At 61.1% G+C, this 1,430-nt stretch carries 1 protein-coding gene; it reads left to right on the top strand.

Annotated elements, in window-relative coordinates; genetic code table 11:
• Positions 1-118 precede the first annotated feature (118 nt).
• Positions 119-1,384 (top strand): IS256 family transposase, encoded by a 1,266-nt coding sequence (locus tag VOM14_RS31360; protein ID WP_327632581.1) that lies wholly within the window; start codon positions 119-121, stop codon positions 1,382-1,384.
• Positions 1,385-1,430 lie beyond the last annotated feature (46 nt).

The raw sequence follows: 1,430 nt of genomic DNA, 5'->3' as shown, positions 1-1,430 counted from the left end.
GAGATATGCTCGGATCTGGTGTACGGGGGAGTTGAGGCGGGAGATTGAAGGCGGTGGAGGTTTTAGCTGAGAATCTGATTGTCGAAGCCGGAAACCAGCAAACAACAAACCATCCACCATGAACAAGTTTACGGAAAAAGCGGTTGTCGGTCTATCGGAAACCGGTCTGGGCCTGGACGAATTGGTCCGTCACGGAGCCCGGCAGGTGATTCAACAGGCGATCGAAGCAGAGCTGACGGCGCTGCTGGAGCGGTTCGAAAACGTCAAGACGTTGCACGGGCAGCGCGCGGTGGTGCGCAATGGCTATTTGCCGGAGCGCGAGGTATTGACGGCGGCCGGCCCGATTGCCGTGAAGGTCCCCAAGGTTCGCGATCGTTCAGGATCAGGCGTGAAGTTCAATTCATCGATCGTGCCGCCGTATGTGCGCAAGTCGCCGCGAGTGAGTGCTGCGCTGCCGTGGCTGTATCTGAAGGGCATCTCGACGGGCGACATGAGCGAGGCACTGAGCGTGCTGCTGGGCGAGGACGCCAAGGGTCTGTCGGCCAACGTGGTGAGCCGTCTGAAGGCGCAATGGGCAGAAGAACATGCGGCCTGGAACCGGCGTGACCTTTCGAAGGCGCGCTATGTGTACTGGTGGGTCGACGGCATTCACACGGGGCTGCGCAGCGAGAATTCGGACGGCCAGTGCCTGTTGGTGATCATCGGCGTGAGGCCAGATGGACGCAAGGAGCGTGTGGCAATCGGCGACGGGTATCGGGAGTCGAAGGCGTCCTGGCAGGAGCTGCTACTTGACCTGAAGGCGCGTGGCCTGCAGGCCGGCCCGCTGCTGGCAGTCGGCGACGGCGCGATGGGCTTCTGGGCCGCACTGGAGGAAGTGTTTCCGGCAACGCGCGGCCAGCGCTGCTGGTTCCACAAGATGGGCAACGTGCTCAATGCGCTGCCGAAATCGCAACAGGCACGAGCGAAGGCGGATATGCAGGGCATCTGGATGGCGGCCACGCGCGCCGAAGCATATGCGGCGTTCGACCGGTTCGTGTCGATCTATGCTGCAAAATATCCGAAGGCGACGGAAACGCTGAAGAAGGACCGGGAGAGCCTGTTAGCCTTTTACGAATTCCCAGCCGAACATTGGCAGCATTTGCGGACCACGAATGCGATCGAGTCGACGTTCGCGACCGTGCGCCACCGGACGACGCGTACGCGCAACTGCGTGTCGCGACCGACCTTCCTGGGTCTGGCATTCAAGCTGATCGAGGAAGCCGAGAAAACCTGGCGCCGCATCAACGGCCCTGAACAGATCAAGCTGTTGCTGGAAGGCATTGCCTTCAGGGACGGCGAACCGGTGCAAGACGATCAACCCGGTCAGCAGAAACTCGCCGCCTGACGTCGCCGGCTATCAACCGCTCATACACCAGACTTGACCGTATCTC

It is taken from the genome of Paraburkholderia sp. MPAMCS5 (genome assembly GCF_036016995.1).
Classification (GTDB): domain Bacteria; phylum Pseudomonadota; class Gammaproteobacteria; order Burkholderiales; family Burkholderiaceae; genus Paraburkholderia.
Note: the sequence above shows the minus strand (reverse complement) of the source record. Positions and strands in the feature narration are given on the sequence as shown.

Bases quoted from the DNA above. Each gene is read 5' to 3' on its own strand.
- VOM14_RS31360 (WP_327632581.1), top strand. From the start codon at position 119: ATGAACAAGTTTACGGAAAAAGCGGTTGTCGGTCTATCGGAAACCGGT.